The sequence below is a fragment of the Microbacterium hanjuni genome (genome assembly GCF_043556395.1).
Taxonomy (GTDB): Bacteria; Actinomycetota; Actinomycetes; order Actinomycetales; family Microbacteriaceae; genus Microbacterium.
The window spans coordinates 241380-264940 of sequence record NZ_JBIGIK010000003.1 but is presented as its reverse complement, the minus strand read 5'-3'; the positions used below and the strand labels follow the sequence as shown (position 1 = coordinate 264940).

21 protein-coding genes and 1 tRNA gene are annotated in these 23561 nt (G+C 69.4%); 9 read left to right on the top strand and 13 right to left on the bottom strand.

The window, feature by feature from the left end; all coding sequences use genetic code 11:
- The first annotated feature begins 159 nt into the window (after positions 1–159).
- Positions 160–3837, top strand: coding sequence for an AAA family ATPase (locus ACFXP5_RS13455; protein WP_394544989.1), 3678 nt, complete (start codon positions 160–162; stop codon positions 3835–3837).
- A gap of 216 nt (positions 3838–4053) precedes the next feature.
- Here the strand turns inward: ACFXP5_RS13455 and mscL are convergent, their stop codons facing one another.
- From mscL to ACFXP5_RS13440, 3 genes are read right to left on the bottom strand one after another with little or no spacing between them, the layout of a single operon-like run.
- Positions 4054–4485 carry a large conductance mechanosensitive channel protein MscL gene (mscL, locus tag ACFXP5_RS13450; RefSeq protein ID WP_394544988.1) on the bottom strand — a complete coding sequence of 144 codons (432 nt, stop codon included), beginning with the start codon at positions 4483–4485 and terminating at the stop codon, positions 4054–4056.
- 31 nt (positions 4486–4516) lie between these two features.
- Positions 4517–4822: an FmdB family zinc ribbon protein gene (locus tag ACFXP5_RS13445; RefSeq protein ID WP_394544987.1), complete on the bottom strand. Its 306-nt coding sequence runs from the start codon at positions 4820–4822 to the stop codon at positions 4517–4519.
- A 15-nt stretch (positions 4823–4837) separates the two neighbouring features.
- Entirely contained in the window at positions 4838–5437 is a 600-nt protein-coding gene (locus ACFXP5_RS13440) for a 5-formyltetrahydrofolate cyclo-ligase (protein ID WP_394544986.1), read from the bottom strand.
- A gap of 65 nt (positions 5438–5502) precedes the next feature.
- On the opposite strand from ACFXP5_RS13440, the gene galU reads away from it, so the two are divergent.
- The 6 genes from galU to ACFXP5_RS13410 all read left to right on the top strand — a co-directional run bounded on the left by galU (position 5503) and on the right by ACFXP5_RS13410 (position 11492).
- Positions 5503–6393 (top strand): UTP--glucose-1-phosphate uridylyltransferase GalU, encoded by an 891-nt coding sequence (gene galU / locus ACFXP5_RS13435; RefSeq protein WP_394528919.1) that lies wholly within the window; start codon positions 5503–5505, stop codon positions 6391–6393.
- A gap of 23 nt (positions 6394–6416) precedes the next feature.
- Positions 6417–7046: a GNAT family N-acetyltransferase gene (locus ACFXP5_RS13430; protein ID WP_394544985.1), complete on the top strand. Its 630-nt coding sequence runs from the start codon at positions 6417–6419 to the stop codon at positions 7044–7046.
- A gap of 52 nt (positions 7047–7098) precedes the next feature.
- Positions 7099–7971 carry an LLM class F420-dependent oxidoreductase gene (locus tag ACFXP5_RS13425; RefSeq protein ID WP_394544984.1) on the top strand — a complete coding sequence of 291 codons (873 nt, stop codon included), beginning with the start codon at positions 7099–7101 and terminating at the stop codon, positions 7969–7971.
- Between the two features lie 831 nt (positions 7972–8802).
- The gene (locus tag ACFXP5_RS13420) at positions 8803–9798 is read left to right on the top strand and encodes a large exoprotein (protein ID WP_394544983.1); all 996 of its coding nucleotides are present in this window, start codon (positions 8803–8805) and stop codon (positions 9796–9798) included.
- Positions 9799–9853: 55 nt separating this feature from the next.
- Positions 9854–9926, top strand: a tRNA-Ala gene (locus tag ACFXP5_RS13415).
- A 228-nt stretch (positions 9927–10154) separates the two neighbouring features.
- Positions 10155–11492 carry a right-handed parallel beta-helix repeat-containing protein gene (locus tag ACFXP5_RS13410; RefSeq protein ID WP_394544982.1) on the top strand — a complete coding sequence of 446 codons (1338 nt, stop codon included), beginning with the start codon at positions 10155–10157 and terminating at the stop codon, positions 11490–11492.
- 59 nt (positions 11493–11551) lie between these two features.
- Here the strand turns inward: ACFXP5_RS13410 and ACFXP5_RS13405 are convergent, their stop codons facing one another.
- The 4 genes from ACFXP5_RS13405 to ACFXP5_RS13390 all read right to left on the bottom strand — a co-directional run bounded on the left by ACFXP5_RS13405 (position 11552) and on the right by ACFXP5_RS13390 (position 17365).
- Positions 11552–12976 carry a UDP-glucose dehydrogenase family protein gene (locus ACFXP5_RS13405; protein WP_394528914.1) on the bottom strand — a complete coding sequence of 475 codons (1425 nt, stop codon included), beginning with the start codon at positions 12974–12976 and terminating at the stop codon, positions 11552–11554.
- Between the two features lie 98 nt (positions 12977–13074).
- Complete coding sequence (locus ACFXP5_RS13400) at positions 13075–14145, bottom strand: right-handed parallel beta-helix repeat-containing protein (protein ID WP_394544981.1); 1071 nt, start codon at positions 14143–14145, stop codon at positions 13075–13077.
- A gap of 11 nt (positions 14146–14156) precedes the next feature.
- On the bottom strand, positions 14157–16061 hold the full coding sequence (locus ACFXP5_RS13395; RefSeq protein WP_394544980.1) for a right-handed parallel beta-helix repeat-containing protein: 1905 nt from the start codon (positions 16059–16061) through the stop codon (positions 14157–14159).
- Positions 16058–17365: a glycosyltransferase gene (locus ACFXP5_RS13390; RefSeq protein WP_394544979.1), complete on the bottom strand. Its 1308-nt coding sequence runs from the start codon at positions 17363–17365 to the stop codon at positions 16058–16060. Before ACFXP5_RS13390 ends, ACFXP5_RS13395 begins: the two co-directional genes overlap by 4 nt.
- A 312-nt stretch (positions 17366–17677) precedes the next feature.
- Here ACFXP5_RS13390 and budA point away from each other — a divergent pair, with 312 nt between their 5' ends.
- Positions 17678–18424, top strand: a complete 747-nt coding sequence (gene budA / locus ACFXP5_RS13385) for an acetolactate decarboxylase (RefSeq protein ID WP_394544978.1) — start codon at positions 17678–17680, stop codon at positions 18422–18424.
- A gap of 24 nt (positions 18425–18448) precedes the next feature.
- Here budA and ACFXP5_RS13380 read toward each other — a convergent pair whose 3' ends face one another.
- The 6 genes from ACFXP5_RS13380 to ACFXP5_RS13355 form a co-directional block, all read right to left on the bottom strand.
- Entirely contained in the window at positions 18449–18886 is a 438-nt protein-coding gene (locus ACFXP5_RS13380; RefSeq protein WP_394544977.1) for a pyridoxamine 5'-phosphate oxidase family protein, read from the bottom strand.
- 76 nt (positions 18887–18962) lie between these two features.
- The gene (locus tag ACFXP5_RS13375; protein ID WP_394544976.1) at positions 18963–19418 is read right to left on the bottom strand and encodes a SixA phosphatase family protein; all 456 of its coding nucleotides are present in this window, start codon (positions 19416–19418) and stop codon (positions 18963–18965) included.
- An 8-nt stretch (positions 19419–19426) separates the two neighbouring features.
- Complete coding sequence (locus ACFXP5_RS13370; protein WP_394544975.1) at positions 19427–19792, bottom strand: gamma-glutamylcyclotransferase family protein; 366 nt, start codon at positions 19790–19792, stop codon at positions 19427–19429.
- A 4-nt stretch (positions 19793–19796) separates the two neighbouring features.
- Positions 19797–21080, bottom strand: a complete 1284-nt coding sequence (locus ACFXP5_RS13365) for a DUF445 domain-containing protein (RefSeq protein ID WP_394544974.1) — start codon at positions 21078–21080, stop codon at positions 19797–19799.
- Between the two features lie 22 nt (positions 21081–21102).
- Positions 21103–22263: an acyl-CoA dehydrogenase family protein gene (locus ACFXP5_RS13360; protein WP_394544973.1), complete on the bottom strand. Its 1161-nt coding sequence runs from the start codon at positions 22261–22263 to the stop codon at positions 21103–21105.
- A 33-nt stretch (positions 22264–22296) separates the two neighbouring features.
- Entirely contained in the window at positions 22297–23052 is a 756-nt protein-coding gene (locus ACFXP5_RS13355; protein WP_394544972.1) for an alpha/beta fold hydrolase, read from the bottom strand.
- A gap of 63 nt (positions 23053–23115) precedes the next feature.
- On the opposite strand from ACFXP5_RS13355, the gene ACFXP5_RS13350 reads away from it, so the two are divergent.
- Positions 23116–23520, top strand: a complete 405-nt coding sequence (locus ACFXP5_RS13350) for a pilus assembly protein CpaE (protein WP_394528903.1) — start codon at positions 23116–23118, stop codon at positions 23518–23520.
- The last annotated feature ends 41 nt before the right edge of the window (positions 23521–23561 follow it).

Genomic DNA, 23561 nt, shown 5'->3' with positions numbered 1-23561 from the left:
CGCTCCGGCCGCCTGTGGAGGAACGGCCGATGATGCGGCGTGTCGTCCAATCCCGCGAAACTCGCCGCACGATACCGGGCACCACCCCCACCCGCGCCTAGTCTGGCTCGTGTGTGGCGAGCTGAGGACGTTGTCGTGGGTGCGGAGGGTGACGCATCGATGTCTTCCGTGAACCCGGGCGACCTCGGTCTCTCGGAACCCGGTGTGACCGTGATGCACGTCGCCGCTCCCGAACGGGCGCGCCTGCGGGCCGAGGCGACCGTGCTCGGCGGCCGCTCGACCCTGCTGCAGTTCGACGACGCCTCCGACGCGGGGATCGACATCACCAAGGCCCACCCCGGCAGCCTGCCCCAGTTCATCACCGGTCGCTCGACGCTGCTGTCGAACCTCTTCCGCGACGAGGTGGCCCTTCGGACCGCGCGGATGGCCGCCGAGCGCATCACCGCCAAGAACGTCGAGCTGCGGACGGCGCGCGGCCTCGAACCCGTGCACCTGGCCGTGGGCCTGGCCGCCTGGCGGGTCGGCGGCGTCGGGTGGTCGGCCCCCGTGCTGCTGCGCCCGCTCGCGATCCGCCGCCACCACGGCGACTTCGAGTTGAAGCTGCACGGCTCGTTCTCGGTCAACCCCGAACTGGCGAAGGCTTTCCGCACCCACTTCGGCATCCGGATCGACAGCTCGGCGCTCGCGGGGCTCGCCTATGACCGCGGCGTCTTCAAGCCGCAGCCGGTGATCGATCACCTGCGCGCGCTGACCACGCACCTGCCGACCTTCGTGGTGCACCCCAGGCTCGTCATCTCCTCGTTCGCCGACGTCGGTTCGGCGATGGCGCGCGACACCGCCGATCTCGATCACCCCCTGCTGAACGCGCTCGCCGGCCACCCCGCCGATCGCGCAAGCATCACCATCCGCCGCGCGACCCCCGTGGTCGCCGGCCCCGACGAGCGCGCACCGGCTTCGGACACCCTCCTGCTCGACGCGGACGCCGAGCAGGAATCCGTGCTCGCTCGTGTCGCCGCCGGCCACTCGCTCGCCGTGCACACGCTGCCCGGAACGGGCGGCACGCAGACCGTCATCAACGCCGTCGGCCAGCTCGTCCAAGCCGGCAAGCGGGTACTCGTCGTCAGCGCTCGACGCTCGACCCTCGAGGGGATCCGCCACCGCCTGGCCGGCATCGGTCTCGACGGCCTCGCGGTGTCCCCCACGCATGTGCGCCGCGATCTCATCCGCGCGATCGGGCGCAATGAGAAGGCCGAGCAGCCCCGCGTCTCCGACGTCGACGATGCCCTCGTGCGCTTGCGCACGGTGCTGCGCGACTACCGGAATTCGGTCACGGTGCAGCATCCGTCCCTCGGTGTCTCCGCCCTCGACGTGCTGCGCACCCTGACGACGCTTGCGAGCCGGTCACCGGCACCGTCGACGACGGCGCGCTTCGACGTCGCCACGCTCGAGCGCCTCGCCGACCGCCGCGCGGAGGCCGGGGCAGCACTGGCGGCTGCTGCCCGCCTCGGCGAGTTCCGTTTCGGTCCGAACGATTCGCCCTGGTACGGGGTGTCGTTCACCCGCACCGAAGACGCCCGCGCCGCACACGCGCTGGCGCGGAAGCTGCACAAGCAGGACGTGCCCAGCCTGCTGGAGCGCGGTTTCGAGTTGATCGCGCAGACGCGGATGCGCCCGTTCCAGACGATCACCGAGCTGGGCGAGTACCTCCGTCTGCTGCAGGGCATCCGGGATTCCCTCGACCGCTTCAGCCCGACGGTCTTCGAGCGGCCACTGGGCGAACTCATCCAGGCCTACGCGCCGCGGCGCGACGCGGGCGACATGAGCGGCCCGAACCGCCGCCGCCTCAAGCGCCTCTCGCGCGAGTACCTCCGGCCGGGCGTGCACGTGACCGACATGCACGAGGCGCTCGTGCGCATCCAGCAGCAGCGCACCGAATGGCAGCGCTTCGTCGAGGCGGGGGTCACCCCCGAGGTTCCGCTCGGACTCGCCGACGTGCACGTCGCCTGGCAGCGCGTCGACGCGATGCTGAAGGAACTGGACGACATCCTCGGCCGGAGCGACTCGCTGCGGTTGGCGACCCTCCCGGTGGCGCGCCTCGTGCGCACCCTGGCGGGACTCGCCGCCGACTCCACCTTCTTCGACAACCTGGTCGAGCGCGCGCAGCTGCGCAGCGAACTCGCCCACCTGGGTCTCGAACCCCTGCTGCTCGAGCTGTCCGTCCGTCACGTTCCCGAGGACCGCGTCGCCGCGGAGTTGGAATTCGCCTGGTGGCAGTCGGCCCTCGAACACCTGCTGCGCACCGATCGCGCCCTGCTGGGTGCGAACACCGCTGTCGTCGACCGGCTCGAACGCGACTTCCGACTCGTCGACGAAGCTCACGCCGCAGCATCCGGCCCCCTGCTCGCCGCCCAGCTCGCGCAGCAGTGGCGGATCGGCCTGGTCGACCACGCCGATGAGGCCACCGCCCTCAAGGACGCGCTCAAGCGCGGCGCGACGACGGCCGGCGAGCTCACGGACGCCGCTCCCCTCCTCTTGCGCACGCTGGCCCCGGTCTGGCTCGCCTCGCCCTACGAGGTGCCAGAGATCCCCGACACCTCCCCGTTCGACGTCGTGATCATCGCCGACGCCGGCGCGATCTGCCTCGCGGAAGCCGCCCCCGCGCTGCGCCGCGCCCAGCAGGTCGTGCTGTTCGGCGATCCCGTGACCCAGCGACCGACCCCGTTCCGCGTGAGCGCCACGTTCGCCGCCGACGAGGACGACGTCGAAGAGGTGCCGTTCGACCACACCTCGGTCTTCGAGCGCCTCGCCGAACTCCTGCCCGTCGAAACGCTCACGCGCAGCTACCGCGCCGGTGGCGAGGACCTCGCCGAACTCGTCAACGACGCGTTTTACGGCGGCGAGATCGTCTCGCTCCCGTGGGCGGGGTCCTACCTCGGTCGCGGCAGCCTGAGCGTCGACTACGTCGAAGGCGGCACGGGCGCCCCCGATCCGATCTCGGGAGCGGTCGAGAGCCCCGACGCCGAGGTCGCGCGCGTCGTGACCCTCGTCGTCGAGCACGCCGTGAACCGCGGCAACGAGTCGCTCATGGTCGTCACCGCCAGCGCCCGCCACGCCGAGCGCGTGCGCGCCGCCGTCGAAGCCGCCTTCTCCGGCCGTTCCGATGTCGCGGACTTCGTCTCGCGCGACACGGCGGAGCCGTTCGCGGTGCTCGCCCTCGAAGAGTCGGTCGCGGAGAGCCGCGATCGCGTGATCTTCTCGCTCGGCTACGGCCTCACCAAGCACGGCCGCGTGCTGAGCGACTTCGGCGACCTGTCCACCCCCGACGGGGAGCGGCTGCTCACGGTGGGGATGACCCGCGCGCGCCGCTCGATGGTGATCGTCTCCTCGATCCGACCCTCCTCCTTCGACGACGGTCGCCTCGAGTACGGGGCAGCGACCCTCATGGGCATCCTCGGCAACCTCGCCGCTCGCGGCAGGGACGCGCGCCTCGAAGACCTGGCCGATCCGCTCACCCTGGCGCTGGCCCGCGAGCTGCGGCGTCTCGGCATCGCCGTCGACGTGCACTATCGCGGGCTGCTGCCGCTGGTCGCGCACCACGGCGGCAAAGCGGTCGTGGCCGAGAGCGACCCCGAGACCATCGGCGATTCGCTGCGCGAGTCCTTGCGGTTGCGTCCGCAGATCCTCCGCCGCCTGGGCTGGCACTACGTGCGCGTGCACTCCTTCGACCTATATAGCGACCCGGCGGCCGTGGCCGCTCGGATCGCCGCGCTGCTGGGTCTCGAGGGCGACCGGCCGACCTCGGACACCACGACGCAGCCGATCGACGTCATTCAGTGAGATGTCGGCCGGCGACCCGCCGCCGACCGGCGGCCAGCGCATCGAGCGCGTTCCCGGTTCGCGTCGCGCGCGTCTGACGCCCGCGCCCGGAAGCTCGGCCGAACCGGTACCGGCCGACGACGACGCCCGAGACCGGACGCCGTCGGATTCACCTGCCTCCGGCCCGAACGACGAGCGGATGCTTCGCGACGTCCCCCCGCACTACTGACTGCTGCGTCAGACCTTCGCGGCAGAGCCGTTCTGCTTCTCCAGCAGATCGCGGATCTGCATGAGCAGCTCCTGCTCGGTGGGAAGCGTCGGGGTGTGATCGGCTCCCGTCTCGACGCCGGCGCGCGCGGCAGCCCGCTGCTTGAACCGGTTCATCGGGAAGACGAAGACGAAGTAGACGATCGCGGCGACGGCAACGAAGTTGATGAGGGCGACGACGATCGTGCCGAAGGCGAAGGTCGCTTCGCCGCCGGAGAGCGTGCGCACGGTCCAGTTCCAATCCGACAGGTCGCCCATCTGGAAGACGAAGCCGATCAGGGGGTTGATGAACCCCTGCACCATCGTGTTGACGATCGCGGTGAAGGCCGCCCCGATCACGACGGCGACCGCCAGGTCGATCACATTCCCGCGGAGGATGAACTCCTTGAAGCCCTTGATCACAGTGCGTCCTCCTTCTCCTCCGCGCGCGGGCTCACGACCCTGACGCCGGCGTGGTCGTCTTCGTTTCCGAGGTCGATCCTGTCGAAGATGACGAGGAGTCGCCACTCGCGGGGGAGGAGCTCGCGCCCGAGGCGGCAGCATCCGCCTTCTTGGTCTCCCCGGCGCGGGAATCGGTGCGATAGAAACCCGAACCGTTGAAGGTCACTCCGATCGAGCCGTACTCCTTGCGCAGGTCACCGCCGCACGTGGGGCATTCGGTGAGGGCGGCTTCGGAGAAGGACTGCACGGCATCGAAGCGGTGTCCGCAATTTTTGCAGGCGTACGCGTAGGTGGGCATGAAAGCTCCTGGGGGTCAGCGGTGGCTCGCAGCGGCGAACGTGACGGTCTGGGTCGGAGTGACGACGCCTGTGACGGGCTGGTCGTGCACATCGCGGGGAACCTCGTCGACGAGCTCGCTGTCGTAGATCGCGGCGTAGACGGGAGGGCAGCGTTCCATCGAGCCGATGGTCTTGTCGAAGTAGCCGCGACCCCAACCGAGCCGCATGCCCGACCGGTCGACGGCGGCCGCGGGGATGATGAGCAGATCGACATCGTTCACCGCGATCGGGCCGAGCACCTCGCCCACCGGTTCGGGCAGGCCGAACAGGCCCTCGGCGATGTCGCCGTCCGGGGTGGCGATCGACCAGTCGAGTAGGCCGTCGTCGCGGGTGATGGGGAGGAGGACGCGGATGCCGCGGGCCATCGCCCCCTCGATGAACGGGCGCGTGTCCGGCTCGGTCGAGGTGGAGAGGAAGCAGGACACGGAGCGGGCGCCGAGGCGATCGACGAGCGCGTCGAGCTGCTCCTGGATCCCCCGTGACGCGTCGAGACGAGCGGTCTGCAAGCGCGCGTTCCGCCGCTCACGCAGGTCTGCGCGCAGAGCGCGCTTTGCCTGGTCGATGCTGTCGAGCATGGTGTCGATTGTAGGCGCGCCCGCGCGTCACATTCCGTTCACATGAACCCCGCTACTGTGGTGCCATGTCGCACAAGCCCTTCAAGGCCGTTATCCCTGCCGCTGGACTCGGTACGCGTTTCCTTCCCGCCACCAAGGCGATGCCGAAGGAGATGCTGCCGGTCGTAGACAAGCCGGCCATCCAGTACGTGGTCGAAGAAGCCGTGGCTGCCGGCATCTCCGATGTCCTCATCATCCTCGGCCGCAACAAGAACAACATCGCCAACCACTTCGATGCCATGCCGGAGCTGGAAGAGAAGCTGCGCCAGAAGGGCGACCTCGACAAGCTCGCCAAGGTGGAGCACTCCTCCGACCTGGCCGATATCCACATGGTGCGTCAGGGTGAGCCGAAGGGCCTCGGCCACGCCGTGCTGCGCGCCGCCGGTCACGTCGGCGACCACCCCTTCGCGGTGCTGCTGGGCGATGACCTCATTGACGAGCGCGACCCGCTGCTGACGAAGATGCTCGAGGAGTACGACAAGCGCGGCGCGACCGTGATCGCCCTCATGGAGGTCGACCCCGAGCACATCCACCTTTACGGCGTCGCCGCGGTCGAGGCGACCGACGAAGAAGACGTGGTCAGGGTCACGCAGCTCGTCGAGAAGCCGTCGAAGGAAGACGCGCCGTCGAACCTCGCGATCATCGGGCGCTACGTGCTCGGACCCGACGTCTTCCCGATCCTCGAGAAGACCCAGCCGGGCAAGGGCGGCGAGATCCAGCTGACCGATGCGCTCGAAGAGCTCGCCAACGGCGGAGGCGAGGGCGGCGGCGTGTACGGCGTGGTCTTCCGCGGACGTCGCTACGACACCGGCGATAGAGTGGATTACATCAAAGCCATCGTGCAGCTCGCCTGCGACCGTGAAGACCTCGGCCCGCAGCTGCGTCCCTGGTTCAAGGAATTCGCGGCGACACTCTGACGCCGCCGGACGAGGGAAGTGCCATGGATCTCTCGGTCTCCCGTCAGCACGGCCCGATAGGCGTGCGCCTCGTGCGCGCCCGCGACGCGCGGGTGCTGCAGAACGAGCTGCTGTCGAACCGCCCGTGGCTGCAACAGTGGGAGGCGACGAGTCCGGACGGGCCCGTCTCCTTCGACATGCGGGTCGGTGTGCGGCGACTGCTGCAACAGCACCGTGACGGTCTGGGCGTTCCCCTCGTGATGGAGTACGACGGCCAGGTGGCCGGTCAACTCAACGTCTGGGGGATCGCCCGCGGTTCGCTCGCGTCGGCGACGATCGGCTACTGGGTGAGCGAGCGGTTCGCGGGGCGGGGGATCACCCCCACCTCCGTGGCGATGGCGACCGACATCTGCTTCGAAGAACTGCGGCTGCATCGGATGGAGATCTGCATCCGACCCGAGAACCACGCCAGTCTTCGCGTGGTCGAGAAGCTGGGCTTCCGTTACGAGGGTCTTCGCCGCCGTTACATCCACATCGACGGCGATTGGCGCGATCACTACGCCTTCGCACTCGTGCAGGAAGAGGTGCCCGAGGGCGTGCTCGAACGGTGGGTCTCGGGACAGGCGCCGCGGAACGCGGCGACCGTGCCGCCGACCGATCGCCTCCACACATGACCATCCGGTGACAACGCGTCCGTCGGGTTGTGGCGCGGGTTAGCCTGACGTCATGCAGGCAGGCTTCCACTTCTGGAACTTCACGATTCCCGGCGCTCCCCAGGCCCTCCCCTCCGTGCTCGCGCAGACGGCTCGCACCGCCGAGGAGGGTGGGTTCACGCAGTTCACCGTGATGGACCACTGGTTCCAGATGGAGTCCGCCGCTCCAGCATCCGAACCCATGCTCGAGGCGTTCACCACCCTCGGTTTCCTCGCGGGGCAGACCTCCACGATCCGCTTGGGCCCGCTCGTCGCCGGCGTGACGTACCGCTACCCCGGCTTGCTCGCGAAGATCGTCACGACGCTCGACGTGCTGAGCGAGGGCCGCGCGATGCTCGGCATCGGCGCCGCCTGGTACGACCGGGAGCACCGCGGCCTCGGCGTGCCTTACCCGGCCATCTCGGAGCGGTTCGAACGCCTCGAAGAGGCGCTGCAGATCGCGCTGCAGATGTGGAGCGACGACGACGGCCCGTACCGCGGCACCCACTACTCGCTGGACGAGACGCTGAACAGCCCGCGTCCGATCCAGTTGCCGCACCCCCCGATCATGATCGGCGGCAAGGGCGAGAAGAAGACGCTGCGCCTGGTCGCCCAGTACGCGCAGATCGTCAACCTCACCACCGATGACCCCGCCGAGGTCGCGCACCTGCTCGATGTGCTGCGCGCCCACTGCGAGCGGCTCGGCACCGACTACGACGCGATCGAGAAGACGGTCATCTCGGGCGGGACCGATCCCTTCGGCCCGGAGTTCCTGCCGCGCATGGAGAAGCTCGCTGCTCTCGGCATCACCCAGGTCGTCGTCGGGCGCAACCCCACCGACCCCGACCCAGTCGGCCAGGTCTCGCGCCTGTCGGAGCTGGTGCTTCCCCGCCTCGCCGCCCTCTAGCGGCTGCGGCGCCGGCGCCCGTTCGTTCGCCGTCCGTCCGTCCGTCCGTCCGCCCCTCCGTCCGTCCATCCGTCCGTCCGTCCGCACAACTTCGGAGGTTTCGGGCGAAGCGGGTGATTCGGGCGGGCCAGCCTGCGGAAACTCCGACGTTGTGCGCGGTTTCGGCGCCGCGCCGGTTCGTCTTCCCTTGAGGGTGGGCCGCAGCATCCTGCCCCTCCGTCGCCGGTCCTTCTCCGCACAACTTCGGAGGTTCTGGCTGACACGCCGGGGGACGGATGCTTGCGGCCGCGCTCGGCGCGAATACTCCGAAGTTGTGCGCGGGCCGGGGATCCGCGGCATCCGCCCGTGGCTCGGACCTCCGAACTTGTGCGGGGTTTCGGCGCCGCGCCGGTTCGTCTTCCCTTGAGGGTGGGCCGCAGCATCCTGCCCCTCCGTCGCCGGCCCTTCTCCGCATAACTTCGGAGGTTCTGGCCGACGCGCCGGGAGAACGGATGCTTGCGGCCGCCCGCGGCGTGAATACTCCGAAGTTGTGCGCGGGCCGGGGATCCGAGTCACCCGCCCGTGGCTCGAACCTCGGAACTTGTGCGGGGTTTCGACGCCGCGCCGGGTCGTCTTCCCCTGAGGGTGGGCCGCAGCATCCTGCCCCTCCGTCGCCGCTCCTTCTCCGCACAACTTCAGAGGTTCTGGCCGACAGGCTGGGGGACGGATGCTTGCGGCCGCCCGTGCCGCGAATACTCCGAAGTTGTGCGCGGGCCGGGGATCCGAGGCATCCGCCCGCGACACGCCTCGCCTTGACGGACGATTCGGATGCTGTCGCATACCGTGGTGCGCATGGGTGGACAGGTATGGGGTGGCGGGGTGATCGTCCTGGTGGCGGTCGTGCTGTGGCTCGTGTACCTGCTGCCGTCCTGGCACAGCCGGCACCTCTACACCTCCGCCGAGCGCAACGCCGTGCGCCTGAACCAGGCGCTCCGCGTGCTCGCGGAGACGAGTGAGACGCCGAGGGAAGTACACCTCGAACTCACCGCGCGCACCGCTCTCGCCCAGCAGAAGCTTGCTCGTCGCGCCCAAGAGGAGCGAGAACAGGCGGAGCTCGCGATCGCCCGAGCGCAGCTCGAGGTCGAGAAAGAACAGACGGCCGCCGATCGCGAAGCCGCCCTCGCCGAGATCGCCGCCGCCCGCGAGACCGCGCGCGCCGAGGCCGCAGCGGCCCGCCGCAAAGCGCGCGCCGAGGCCGTCGCAGCCCGCGCCGCCCAAGCCGCCGAACGCGCGGAGCCGAACGCACGTCGGGCGCGGACGCGCCGGGCGTTCCGCCTCACCACGACCCTGATCGCCGTCGCCGCTCTCGTTATCACCGGCGTCGGCGTGTGGCAGATAGCGGTCGGAGCTTCCGCCGCCCTCGTGTGGGCCGGCGCCACGGTCACCGTGATCTGCGGACTTGTCCTGCAGCGCCTCGCTCGGGTCGCCGCGCGCACCTCGGTGCACGCCGTCGCGGTTCCGGTCGAACGGGTGTCGTCGGCCGTTCAAGACGTGGCCCTTCCCGCAGAACGCGTCACCTCCTGGACCCCGCGCGAGTTGCCGCGTGCGCTCGTGTCGTCCGCGGGCTCGCGCGCCGCTGCCGTGCTCGACCAGCAGGCTGCTCGCGAGGCCCTCCGCGCGGCCGCTCGGGAGCAGGCGCTGCGCGAGATCGCCGAGCAGCAGGCTCCGCCCTCGATCGACACTGCGCGGGTTGCTCGGGCGTCGAAGTACGAGGGAATGGGCTACGTGGACGACGCCGAGATCGAGGCCCACGTGCGCCAGATATTGGCGCGTCGAGCGGTCGGCTAGCGGTCACCGCGAGCCGGGTCGGCCAGTCGGCCCGTGATAGTGTTGGTGAGTTCTCGGGCCTGTAGCGCAGTTGGTAGCGCGCCTCGTTCGCATCGAGGAGGTCAGGGGTTCGATTCCCCTCAGGTCCACCGAAGGACACCGAAATGCCCCCGCTTCGTCGGGGGCATTTTCGCGCCCGTCCGGTCCCGACATCCTGGGTGATCCACACCTCCACTGGGTTTGCAAGCCCCTTGCACGGGTTAACCCGAAAGCAGTTGTCCCTGCCCACGAAAAGTGCGACGTTGTCGACAAGGGGCTTGACGGGACATGGCGTGTTGTGCCCGACAACACGCCGTCCTCCATCCGAAGGACGCACAGTGCACACTCGAAACCAGACGAGGAGCTCTCTCTTCCGAGCAGTCCTCGTCGTCGCGGCGGTCGCCCTCAGCGCCACCGCGCTTCCCACCATGGCGACCGCGCTGTCGCCGGCCGTCGTTTCGGCGGAGGGGGCCGCTCTCGCCGGAAGCATTCAGCAGGACGGGGACTTCACGGTGAACGTGGCGGCGCCGGACGGAGCGAAGGTCAAGTTCAAGCTGGATGGCGCATATCTGGGGCAGGATGCTTCGGCGCCCTACTCGTGGTCGGTGCATGCCGACAGGGGGGCTCACACGGTGAACGTGCGATGGGAAGGCGACGCGGGTCGGCAGGAAGTCGATGTGGCGTTCACGGTCGGCGCGAGCACTCCGTCCTCGCCCCTCCCGTCGGCAACGCCCCGACCGTCGCCCACCGCCTCGACGTCACCCACGCCGGGCCCGACCCCACCGGTGTCCGGCAACAGTGTCGCCGTGTCGTCGACCGCACAGCTGACCGCTGCGCTGAAGGCCGCGAAACCCGGTCAGACGATTGCGCTGGCCGACGGAACCTACACCGGCGCGTTCATCGCGGCTGCCGCGGGCACCACGTCGCAGCCCATCACGCTGACGGGTTCACGCCGGGCCGTTCTCACCACGGGGAAGGTCTCCTCCGAGTACGGGCTGCACGTGACGGGGACGTATTGGAACCTCACCGGGTTCTCGGTGACCACCGCGGCCAAGGGGATCGTCCTCGATGGCGCCTCCCACACGATCATCGACGGTGTCGACGTGGGAAACACCGGAGCCGAAGCTGTCCACGTTCGAAAGAACAGCGTCTCGGTGATCGTTCGCAACTCGACCGTGCATGACACCGGACGCGTCCAAGCCGCCTACGGGGAAGGCATCTACATCGGCTCCGCGAAGAGCAACTGGTCCTCGGTCATGGGTTCGCCGTCGTCGCCTGATCGGTCCGACTACGTGCAGATCCTCGACAACACCATCGTGAACACGACGGCGGAGGGCATCGACATCAAGGAGGGGACGACCGGTGGGGTGGTGTCGGGCAACGTCTTCACCAACGCCGGGTACTCCGGGGAGAACTACGGGGACTCGTGGATGGATGTGAAGGGCAACGGCTACCGCATCACGGGGAACTCCGGCTCCACCACCCTGCTCGATGCGTTCCAGGTACACGTGGCGATCGTCGGCTGGGGTCGGGACAACATCTTCCGGGGCAACCTGGTGCGCGGGGGAGTGCCGGGCTTCGAGGTGTCGGTGCAGTCCGGCGCCGTAGGAACCGTCGTCGGTTGCGGTCCGACGGCCGCCGGCAGAGGGCTGAGCAACATCGCCTGCACGCCGTAACCGCAGCGTGGGCCGCTGCGACCGGAGCGAGATCACCCGGTCGCAGCAACCACGCCCCCTCAGCGGTGGAGGGGCGCCTCCGCGTCGTCGCGGGCGTCTTCGTGCAGCGCGACGGTCTGCGGATCCGTCGGCCGACCCAGTGCCCGGTAGACCCATCCGTCCGCACGGTAGGCGTCGGCGTCCAAGGCGTGGCGACCGTCGACGATCCTCCGGTGTGCGACCAGCTCACCGATCTCGGCCGGATCGGCGATGCGGAACTCGTCCCACTCGGTCAGAAGCGCGACGACGTCTGCCCCCTCCAACGCCTCACGCATGCTGTCGACGTAGTTCAGGTCGGGGTAGGCACGGTGCGCGTTCTCGTTCGCCTCGGGGTCGTAGACCATGACGGTGGCACCCTCCAGATAGAGGAAGCGGGCGACGTCCAAGGCGGGGGCATCACGAACGTCGTCGGAGTTGGGCTTGAACGCAGCTCCCAGGGCCGCGATCTTCTTCCCCGCGAGGTCGCCGTCGGCCAGTTCGCGGATGAGGTCGACGGTGCGCACCCGTCGGCGCTGGTTGATCTTGTCGACCTCCTTCAAGAACCCGACGGCCTGACCGACGCCGAGCTCCTCGGCGCGATAGACGAACGCCCGGATGTCCTTGGGCAGGCATCCGCCGCCGAACCCGAGCCCGGGCTTGAGGAAACGTCCCCCGATCCGGCTGTCGTACGACAGGGCGGTCGCGAGCAGATTGACGTCGGCGCCCGTGGCCTCGCACACCTCGGCCATGGCGTTGATGTAGGAGATCTTGGTCGCGAGGAACGAGTTCGCCGCTACCTTGACGAGCTCGGCGGTGGCGAGGTCGGTGACGACCGACGGGGTGTCCTCGTCGAGGATGGGTCGGAATGCGGCCTCGAGCTGGCGCTGCGCCCACGACGAGGCCACGCCGAACACGAGGCGGTCGGGGTGCATCGTGTCCTTGACGGCGAAGCCTTCGCGCAGGAACTCGGGGTTCCACGCGAGCTCCAGCTCGCTTCCGATGGGGGAGACGGACTGCACGAGTTCGGTCAGGCGCGAGGCGGTCCCGATGGGCACCGTCGACTTGCCGACGAGCAGGGCCTTGCGATCGATGCGCGAGGCGATCTCGGTGAAGGCGGAGTCGACGTAGCGCATGTCGGCGGCGTGCGAACCCTCGGCCTGAGGCGTGCCCACGCAGATGAAGTGCACGTCGCCGAAGCGCGCAGCCTCGTCGAAGTCGGTGGTGAAGCGCAGGCGTCCCGACGCCAGTGCCGCGCGCAACTGCTCGTCGAGTCCGGGCTCGAAGAAGGGCACGGTTCCGGCGGCGAGCAGCGCGATCTTCTTTTCATCGACGTCGACGCCGAGCACGTCGAAGCCGAGGACGGCCATGCAGACCGCGTGGGTCGCACCGAGGTAGCCGGTGCCGATCACGGTCATCTTGGGGTGGTCGGTGATGGGTGCCTCGGAGGCGGGGATGCTGGTTTCCATGTCGATCTCCTGGTCGGTGGTGACTGTGTGGTGCGGGTCGATGGGTCGACGGAAGACTGCAGCGGCTGCTGCAGTTCCCGGGCGACGGGGGAGCGGTCTTAGGAGGAGCCGGCGGAGCAGTCGATGTTGCTCACACCCTCACCCGCTCCCGAGGCTGAATTGCTGCACTCGACGACGTTGTCGAGGTCGTCCGTGACGGCGTAGCCGAACCCCGATCCGTTGACGTCGGCGGTGTTCGAGCTGAAGACGTTGCGAGCGCCCCACCCATCGAGGATCTCGTGGGTCTGGAACCCGTCGACGGGGGAGTTCACCCCGACGTTGCCCCGAATGATCCACTCGTTGCCTTTGATGTCGACCCACGAGTCGGCGTCGTCCTCTTCCAGCGCGGATCCATCGAAGGAGTTGTTCTCGACGATGCCGCCCGTCGTCCCCTCCTTCACATCGATGCTCTCGGCGGTGGTCGCCGAGATGGTGTTGTCGCGGATGACGTTGCGGTCACTCCGGTCGGGGTCGCAGGCGGTGATGTCGCACCAATTGCTCTCGGCGGAACCGATATAGATGCCCTCGCCGAATTTCGCCCGTCGCTTGCCGGTATCGCTGATGACGTTTCCCGCAATGACGTTGTCGGTGCTGTCGGCTCGGAAATGGACGGCCTCATCCCCGATCTCGGTGATCGTGAGCGCCTCGACCAGGGTGTTGGTCGTCGCATCCGCCATGAGTCCCTTCTGGCCGTTGCGGATGCTGAATCCCGCCAGCTGCCAGTACGAGACGCCATCGAGATGCAGCACGTACCCGTCGTCGACGCGTCCGCCGTCGAGCACCGCGTCGACCGGCCCGCACAAGCGGATGGGCGCCTGTTCGGTGCCGCTGGCGGTGAGGTCGAAATTGCCGGGGTAGGTGCCCGAGGCGAGCATGATGAGGGAACCGGCGGCCGCCTCATCGAGGGCGCTCTGCAACTCGGCGGAGGTGCGCACTGTCACCGCCTCGCCGGTGCAGTCGACGGTGGATGCTGTCGGCCCGGTCGCCGGCGGCGCGCTGGGCTCGCTGCTGGCCGAGGGCGCAGGCGTGGGGGCCGTCTCGACGGAGCCCCGGCCGAATGCCCACACGAGACCGATCACGATGGCGCCGAGGACCACGATCGTTCCCGCGCCGACCAGGGCGATTGTCACGCTCCGGCGGGTCATCGGACGCTCGCCCCCTGACTGCCGTCCATCGATACGACGCCTCTGGTGAGAGAGGTCAGCGGCACCCGCTCGGCGTAGGGATCGCGGATCTTGCCGTACTGGCCATCCTTGCGGGTGAGCGCGGTCCCCACCAGAAGCAGGGCGAGCAGCAGCCAGACCACGGTGAGCGGCTGGAAGACGAAACCGACGACGGATGCGGGCGTGATGGCGGGGCGCCAGGAATCGAGGTCGTTCTCCCCGATCACGGCGCCGAAACCGGAATCGGACCAGAGGGCGGTCTGACCGGTGCCCCCCAGCTCGTTGCCCGCGACCGCGGTGCCTTCGACGTCGCCGAGAAGGGTCACGGCATGGTTCGTGACGTCCGACAGCGTGTTCGCGCTGACATCAGCCGCGGCGTTGCGCACGTGGATCCCGGTGTCGCCGCCGCGGATCGTGTTGTCCTGGACCGTCGCGTCGGTGACGTCGTCGCGGATGGCGACGGCAGCGGCGGTTTGCTCGAGGAACTGATTGCCGGTGATGGACACAGCATCCGCCCCACGGTCCACGACCAGTCCGTCGGGATTGGCGGTGAACCGGTTGTCGCTGACGTCGATGTCGCCGCCCCCGGTGATCTCCATGCCGTAGCGGCCGTTCGCGTCGATCGTGCTGCCGACCACCGAGTTGTCTCCGAAGCTCTCGACCGCGGTTCCGGAGGCGCTCGGCCCGTCGGCGAGCGACTGACCGTCCATCGACACCCCGTTGCGTCCGTTCTCGGCGACGGTCACGGTATCGACGCGGATGCCCACCGTGGATCGGCCGAGCGAGATGCCGTCGACCGCGTTCCGGCTCGACTGCGAATCCGCGATCCGGCTGCTCGAGACGGACCGGTGCAGGGTGATCCCGTCGACCAGGCTGTCGGTCACGACGGTGCGCTCGATGGTGACGTTCTCCGCGCTGGAGACGAAGATGCCGAACGCGTTGCCAGTGATCTCCGAATCGAGGATCGTGGCGGTGGACAGTCCCAGGTCTGCGAGGTCCTCCCGGGGGGCCGCAGAGGTGCCGGCCGAGGCGGCCGTCTGCATCCCCTCGACGTCCTCGGGGGGAGTCGTCTCGAACACCGCCGTGGCATCGACGACCGGGGCGCCCGCGGGGACGGGAAGGGGGTCATCCGTCGGTTCCATCGAGCTCGCGAGGGTGGTGTCGTCCGCCTCGTCATTGCCGGTGATGGCCAGTCCGCCCGTGCTGCCGCCCCAGAATCCCAGCGAGGAGATGTCGGCGTGCGACAGTCGGATCGACCCGCCGATGGCCCGGAGGTAGGCGCGCCCGTCGGCGGTGTCCTCGTCGGGGGAGTCGGTGACGCTGTCCCAGCTCGTCACCGTCGTGGGGGCCTTGCGCGTGCCGGCCAGATCGAGGTGTCCGCCGAAGGCGACGATCGAGGTGAAGCCGGCAGCCGTGCTCTCCAGACGCACCTCGACGCTGTTGAGCGACAGTGTGGCGCCCTGCATCACGGCGACGTTCTCGCGCAACAAGTAGGAGCCGTCGGGATTCTGCACGAGGGTGTCGGGAGCGAGGGAGCGCAGATCATCGACCGTGTAGGGCAGCTCTCTGCCCGGCAGCACGATGGTCCAGCTGTCGCCGGTTCGGAAGCGGTACGGTCCGTCGACGGAAAGCGTCCAATACGCCGCAGAGGCCACCCGGCGGGTGTAGACGATGCGTTCGTCCTCCTGCTGGACGAGGGCGGCCTCGGTTGCCGGGTCGCCCGGGTAGAGGATCCCCTGCACGTTGCCGTTGCGAGCGATCTCGTTCAGGCCGTAGGCCTCGGGCTCGGCGGTGGAGTTGGCGAGGGTGGCAGCCGTGACCGCGACGCCCGCGCCGGTGAGGGCGGCGACGACGGCGATCGCTACGGCGGTCCAGGCCCTCACAGCGCGCCCGCCGGGGCGAGGTCGCGGTTCGAGGACTCGAGCGAGGAGGCTTTCTGCCCCTCGCCGCCGATCTGATCGGCTTGACGGGTGAGCCAGCCCTGCTTGTTCATCGTGACCAGCGCGTAGGCCTTGATCGGTAGTGCGATGAAGATCACGACGATCGCGTAGAGCGGCAGGATCAACAGGTCGCGCGGATTACGCCGAAGGTGCGAGAAGCCGCGGATGCCGCGTCCGAGCAACAGCCAGGCGACCGCTGCGATGATGCCGATCGTCGACAGTTCGAGCCTGCTGAAGACCAGGTAGAAGAGCGTGAGTCCCATCGTCAGCGGGGTGAGCAGGATCTGCAGAACGGTCACCTTGGTGATGAAGGGAACGTGCCACAGCCACCCCTTCCCCACGGCGGTGAGGTAGCAGCGGTAGGAGTTGCGACTCCAGCGCACACGCTGTTTCACGAAGGCGCGGAAGGTGTCGGGGAACATGCTGAGCGCGCGGGCCGAGGACTGGTGGACGGTCTTGTACCCCGAAGCCAGGATCAGCCAGGTGAGCCTGCCGTCGTCGCCGGCGATGCATCGACGCCCGAGGAAGAACTCGTTCTCCAGGTGCTCCAGGACCGACATCACCGCGGAACGGCGGTACGCCGCGGTGCGCCCCGAGAGGCAGGGCACGGCGCCCGCACGGCCCATGGCGGGCACGTAGTCGTAGTACCTCAGGTCGACCATCCAGTCCGCGATGCGGCGCCAGACGCTGGTGCGCGCCTGGAAGACGTTCTGGTGAGTCCCCACCCCGCCGACGAGGGGGTCGGCGAACGGCATCTGCACCGCGGCGAGCAGCCCGTGACGCCACCATGTGTCGGAGTCGGTCAGCACGATGATCTCGCCGATGGCCAGACGGATGCCTGCGCCGAGCGCCGAGCGCTTGCCGACGTGGTGGAAGAGGATGGGCCGCACCGAGGCGTCGCCGAGAGCGATGATGCGCCCGTAGGCCTCGAGGTCCGCCTCGTCGAGAACGATGATGATCTCCGCCGGCCCCTGGGCGCGCCACGATTCGAGACAGTTCATGAGGATGTCGGGATCCTCGTGGAAGGACGGGACGATCACCGACGTCGACGTCGAGAACCCCGTCACGATCGGAGCCGCGCGTCGGGACAGGATGAAGCGGTACAGCCACAGGCCCCAGACGATGATGCCGGCGATGGCGAGCGGGAAGTACCGGGAGAAGTCGGCGTAGCCCGCTTCGAGAGCCTGCCAGACCGCGGGGAGGTCGAGCGGTGGGAAGAAGGAGAGCGCGGAGGACAGGGTCGCCATGCGGACGTCATTTCTCGGGGAGGGTCGGGGGAGAAGCTCACCGCGTCGCTTTCAGAAGCGGCAGACGCTGATCGACGGTGGTCATCATCCGAGGCGATATGGCGAGTCGCTTCGGAATCGGGGCTGTGGCGCCAGTAGAGGCGGGCCGCCGACGCCTCAAGAGGGGGTTGCCTTCTCCGGTGCGGCGCCTTACTCTCGCGAGCGCGCATCCGCCCGGCTGTCTCGCGCGGGCGCGCGACAGCGGAACCCACATTCCTGCAGCGGCATAGACCTTTCCCGGGGCCTCACCCGCCGCCGCCGTAGGGTTGCGACGTGACCTCTCGCCCAGCCGAAACCGTTCTTTCTCCGCACCCCCTGACGCAGTTCGCGGTGCTCGACGCTCTCCTCGCGGGTGCGTACGAGACCGGGATGACGGTGTCCGACGCCCTCGATCACGGGGGATTCGGCCTCGGATGCTGCGACCGCCTCGGCGGCGAGGTGGTGCTGCTCGACGGGGAGGCCTTCGAGTGCACGGTCGATGGGCCGCCGTCTCGGATGCTCGGCGACGCCGTCCTGCCGTTCGCGGACGTCTGCCGGTTTCCGGCCGCGACGGCCGTAACCGTGGCGGACGTCGACCTCGACGGGTTCACGGCAGAGGTGGAATCACGCCTGCTGAGCCGGAACCTGTTCCACGCGGTGCGCTGGGACGGTGTCGTCGCGAGCGTCCGTCTTCGCGTCACGCCGCGCCAACAGCATCCCCTTCCCCCACTCGACGAGGTGACCCGTCAACAGGTGGAGACGGTCGTGACGCGGCGCGCCGGCACCCTCGTCGGGTTCTGGGCGCCCACGATCTACCAGGGCATCACCGTCGCGGGCCTGCACGTGCACTTCCTCGCGGAGGACAGATCGATCGGCGGGCACGTGCTCGACGTGACGGTGAGCGGCGGGGAGCTGCGTCTGGCAGCCTTCGCCCGGTTCGACTTGCATCTTCCCGTCGACGAGCTGTTCCTGAGTACCGAACTCACTCATGACGCCGACCACCGCATCGTCGCGGTGGAGGGTGGCGCGCACGGTCGCTGACGCGCGCCTACCGGGTCAGCGACGTCACCAGGTCAGCGCACGCTGCGGCGTGAACACCAGCGCCGTGGAGAACTTCGACACGATGTCCTGCAGCGGCAAGCCGTAGGCGGCGACCGCGTCGGCATACTTCTCGACGTAGGCGTTGCCGAACTCGTCGAGCCAGGATGCTGCGTCTCGCTCGGAGATCTCGGCGCGCCCGTTGAGGATCACGACGTCGTCGGCGTGCGGTCCCCCCGCCTGCAGGTGCACGAGCACGGGTGAGCCTTCGCGGACGTGTTTCACCTTGACCGTGTCGGGCTCGCTGAAGACGATGACCTTCCCGTCGAACCAGTAGAACCAGACCGGCACCGCGTGCGGCTCGCCATCGCGTCCCACGGTTGCGAACCAGACGATCTCGTCGGTCTCCAGCATGCGGCGGGCCTTTTCGTCCTTCGCACCGCCCAGGTCGAGAATGTCGCTCATCCTGCCTCCTCGCTCGATGGCACCGAGGCTACGCCCGACCACCCGCACGCGACAGACCCGGGCGGAGCCCCCGAGGTCAGTTCGGGCTGATGAGGGTGACCTCGTCGGGCGGGAGGATGCCGACGTCGTCCCAGTCGCCGTCGCTCCAGGTCAGGATCGCGACGGCACCCGTGGCCATCGGGATGTCCTCGCCGGTGAGCTCGCTCACCAGGGCGCTCATGCCGGGGTCGTGGGCGACGATCGCGATCTCGGCGGCACCGTTCGCGCGCGCCACGTCGAGCATCACGGCGGCGGGGGCGGCGTACAGGTCGGCGCGCTCCGTGACGTCCGCGCCGAACGCGGCGCCGAAGGCCGCGGCGGTGTCGCGGGCCCGCACCGCTGTGCTGGCGAGCACGACCTCCGGGCGCGCTCCCGAACGCAGCGTGCGTTTCGCCGACTCCACCGCGTCGCGCACACCCCGCGAGGTGAGCGGACGCTCGTGATCGTCGAGGTCCACCCCGCCGTGTTCGGCGGACGCGTGGCGGACCAGCACGAGCTGGATCATTCGCCTGCCCCGTCCGCTGAGATGTACACCCAGGCGTCGCGTCCGCTCGCGAGCGGGAGCAGCACCCGACGGTAGCGTTCGAGCTCGTACTCGTCGGCCGCGTCGAGCTCGTCCTCCGTGATCATCAGCACCGTGCCGACGACCTTGTCCAAGTCGCTTCCGGTGGCGTGGAGCACCGGGTGAACGGCGGAGCCGGACACGGCGACGACGCGGCGGTCGGTGATCTCGATGTCCACCAGTCGGAAGCCGGGGAGCACGTCGCTCTCGCCGCTCACGAGTCGGCCGAAGGTGTCGAGCTGCACCTCGGGGCGCTGCAGTGTGCCGTAGGAGAAGAGCGCCTGGTCGGCGAAGGCTGCGGCCACGCGCTCAGGCTACCGCCCCGCCGAGCACGAGGTGGGCGAGAGTGAAGATCGTCACGCCGGCCAGGGCGCCGACGATCGTGCCGTTCAACCGGATGTACTGCAGGTCGCGCCCCACCATGAGCTCGATCTTCTCGGTCGTCTCGGCGGGATCCCAGCGCTGCACCGTGTCGGTGATGATCGAGGCGATGTCGTGACGGTAGCGCTCGACCAGGAAGACCGCGGCGCCGATCGCCCAGCCGTCGACGCGGCGCTGCAGGGCAGCGTCCGTCGTCAACCGGTCGCCGACTTCGACCAGGGCGGCCGCCGCCCGCACGCGCAGGCCGCTGGTGGGGTCGGCGAGGGCGGTGAGCAGCCCGGTCTTGGCCGTCTCCCAGGCCTCGGCGGCGAGTCCGCGCACGCGAGGACTGTCGAACACCGATGCTTTCGCATCCTCCAGTCGACCGATGGTCTCGGGGTCGTGCTGCAAGCTGTCGGACAGTCGGGCGAGGTAGTCGTCGATCGCGCGGCGGGCCGGGTGGTCGTCGTCGGCGCGGACGGCAGCGACGAAGGAGACGGCCTCGCGGTAGAGGGTGTCGTCGATGAGGCGCACGACCATGCCGGGCACCCACGACGGCAGCCGCTTCGAAACGAGTCCGTCGAAGGTCTGGGGGTTGTCGGCGAGCCAGGTGGAGATGTGGTCGGCAGCGAGGTCGACCGCGCCGTGGTGGGCGCCGGTCTCGACGACCTTGCCGAGCCAGCCGCCGAGGGACGGAGCCCAGTCGGGGGCGATGAGGTGTTCGCGGGCGAGGTCTTCGATGAGGTCTCCGACGTCGTCATCGCTCAGTGCGTTGAGCACCGCGGTGGCGACGGTCGCGCCCTCGGTGGCGACGCGCTCGGCGTGCGCGGGCTGCTGCAGCCAGGCGCCGAGGCGGGCGGCGAGGGGCGTGGACTCGAGCCGCTCGCGGACCACCTGTCCCGAGAGGAAGTTGGTCTCGACGAACTCGCCCAGCGAGCTTCCGATCTCGTCCTTGCGGCGCGGAATGATCGCGGTGTGGGGGATGGGGAGCCCCAAGGGCCGGCGGAACAGGGCGGTCACCGCGAACCAGTCGGCGAGGGCGCCGACCATGCCGCCCTCGGCCGCGGCGCGCACCCACTGCAGCCAGGGGTAGCGCGTCTGCAGCACGAACGCCACGGCGAACACCACCGCCATGAGCACGAGCGCGCCGAGCGCGACTGCCTTCATCCGCTGCAGCGCACGGCGCCGTTCCTGATCGGCGGGGCTCAGCAGCGCCGTGGGGGTAGGGGGCATGTCGTCATCCTCGCATGAGCGGCTAGGGCTCGATCGGACCGAGCCACGCGCTCGCGAGCGTGGAGTGCGCCGACTCGGGGTCGGAGGGGTGGAACATGCCGGCCAGCACGTCGCGGTACAGCCGGGACAACTCGTTCGACGCGAAATACGCCGAGCCGCCGGCGACCAGGATGGCGTCGTCGACGACCTGCTTGGCCATGACGACCGCGCGGTGTTTGACCCCGGACAGGAGGCCGAACCACCGGGAGCCGTGATCGACCTGCCCGTCGACGTCGGCGGCCAACGCGGCGACCTGGGGCGGGAGGGCGTCGTAGGCGAGAGCCATGTCGGCGACGCGCCAGCGGATGTCGGGATCCTGGCTGTACGCCTTGCCGGTCTTCTTCGAACGGCGACCGGATGCTGCTGCCACCGCCAGGTCGAGGGCCCGACGCGCGATGCCGGTGTACACCGAGGCGATCAGGATCTCGAACACACTGAAGATGCCGAAGACGATCGGGTCGGGCTGGGGTCCGGGCGAGACGCGCCGGACGATGCGGTCGGCGGGCGCGACCGCCCCGTGCAGCTCGGTCGTTCGGCTCTGGGTGCCCCGCATGCCGAGGGTGTTCCAGTCCTCCCGGGAGACGACCGCGTCGGTGCGGGGGAGGAAGCCGTAGACGAGCTTCGGGGCGTCGGCCGAGGTGGTGTCCAGGCCGTGCACGCCGAGCTGCGTCCACACCGGTGACAGCGACGTGAAGATCTTCGTCCCCGTGTAGGCGTAGCCGCCCTCGGGGGTGGGAGCAGCATCCGTGTCACTGCCGAAGAGCACGAGGTCGTTGCCGGCCTCGCTGATGCCGAAGGCGAACACCTCGCCGGCGGCTGCGCCCTCCTGCACGAAAGCGAGGTCGTCGATGCCGCGGTCGCGCAGCACCTTCGCCACGCCCGTCCAGACGAGATGCATGTTGATCGCGAGCGCCGTCGCCGGCGCGGCGGTGGCGAGGCGCTGCTGGAGAACGGATGCTTCGGCCAGCCCGAGCCCCAGACCGCCGCGGTCGGTCGGCACGAGGATCGCCAGGTACCCGGCTGCCTGCAGGTCGCGCAGGTCGTCTTCGGGGAAGGTGTTGTCCCGGTCGTGCACCGCCGCACGCTCGCGGAAGCGGTCGAGGAGGTCGTCGGGGAGGATCCCGGTCGGGTCGAAGTCGGTCACTTGCCTATTGTCCTCCGCCGGGAGGGCACGGGCTCAAGCGAGCGCGGCCAGAAGTGCGGCCGTGGCCTGCTCGGGGCGGTCGCGGTGCACCGAATGACCGGCGCCCGCAATGACCTCCATCGTGATGCGCGGGTTGCGGAGCACCTCGTCGGCCAGCCCGCCGGTGAACAGCGAGTGCACGGCGGGGTCGGCGGCGATGACGTGGGTCGGCACCTCGAGGCGGGCGGCATCGGCGCGGACGTCCCACGGGGCGTTCTGCTCGCTGGTCTGCTCCACCGCCCATCGGCTGGCCTCACGGGTCGCCTGCGCCTTGAGCTCGACATCCTGCGGGTGCCAGTGCGGGTGCGCGGCGGTCACGGCGTCGAGCGAGGAATCGTCGAAGGCGCTTTCCAGTCCCTCCCGAACGGCGGCGCGGTCCCGGTCGGTGAGCATGATCGCCGGGTCGACCAGTACAAGGCTGCGCGTCCACTCGGGCAGGCGCGCCGCGGCGACGGTGGCCGCGGCGGCTCCCAGCGAGTGGCCGAGTACGAGGTCCCAGGTGCCCGCGCCGTCGGGAAGCGTGCGGGCCACGTCGCTCGCGTACGCCTCGATCGTGTAGTCCAGCGCGCGGGGTGCTGTGCCATGCCCGCGGAGGTCGACCGCGACCGCGCGCCAGCCGGCGTCGGCCAGCGCCGTGCCGTAGCGCCACATGAGCGCACCGTTGGAGCCGAGCCCGTGCACGAGCAGGGCCGAGCGCTCCGCTGCGGGGTCGCCCCAGGTGAGGCGGGGGAGCGAGAGGGGAGATGGCATACCGCCATGCTATTCATCGCCCGTGACGCGGCCGGCCCGCGTGGCGGTCGGCACAATAGAGGGATGATCTCGACGGAATCAGCTCAAGCCCTGCGCGACGCCGGCCTGGTGTGGCGGCCGCGTTCGGGCGACCGGTTCCAGCTCGACGAGCCCGAATTCGACGCCGACGTGTTCACGGTGAGCGAGATGACGATCGAGGCGCGTGCCTATTCGACGGGCACGATCCTCGCGTTCAACGGCACGACCGAGTGGGCCCTGGATTCCGTGGCGCTGCAGGACGCGCTCTGGCTGCCGACCGAGGAGCAGTTGCGCGAGATGCTGCGCGGCGGGTTCCGGGCCCTCCGCCGCCTGGATGACACCTACGAGGTCGAAGCGGTGATCGGCGGGGACAACCTCACCTTCCGCCACCCCGAGCCGTCCGACGCGTACGCCCTCGCCGTGGCGGCGCTCCTGAGCCGACTCGCCTGAGCGGCCGCGCTCGCCCCGAGGTCGCTGCGCTCTTGTGACGC